Below are 265 nucleotides of genomic sequence, written 5' to 3'. Positions count from 1 at the left end.
AGCGCCAGCCTGCTACCCATGCGCCCTCGACAGTTCGCGCGGTTTCCCGGACCGACTCCATGGCAGCCTGGTCCCCCAATTCGACACGAAGGACAACGTTCTGGAATTTCACTCCCGGCAGCCGGTCCAACCGTCCGGAACTCTCCAGTTCCTGCAGTTGCCGCAGTCCGGAAGTCCCTTCCGCGCCGCGCCTCGAGGATACCCCGCTTTGGGACGGCGCGCGGTCGTCGGAGTACATGGAGCTTGCCGACTTGGCACGGTGCTC

The 265-nt window shown here is 65.3% G+C and carries 1 protein-coding gene; it reads right to left on the bottom strand.

Translation table 11 applies throughout. The annotated features are described in order from the left end of the window. On the bottom strand, positions 1-238 hold a 238-nt coding region (locus SB764_RS41100; RefSeq protein WP_410866912.1), incomplete at its 3' end, for a hypothetical protein. Positions 239-265: the final 27 nt, after the last annotated feature.

The sequence above is a fragment of the Paraburkholderia sp. SIMBA_027 genome (assembly GCF_046535315.1).
Lineage (GTDB): Bacteria > Pseudomonadota > Gammaproteobacteria > Burkholderiales > Burkholderiaceae > Paraburkholderia > Paraburkholderia tropica.
Note: the sequence above shows the minus strand (reverse complement) of the source record. Positions and strands in the feature narration are given on the sequence as shown.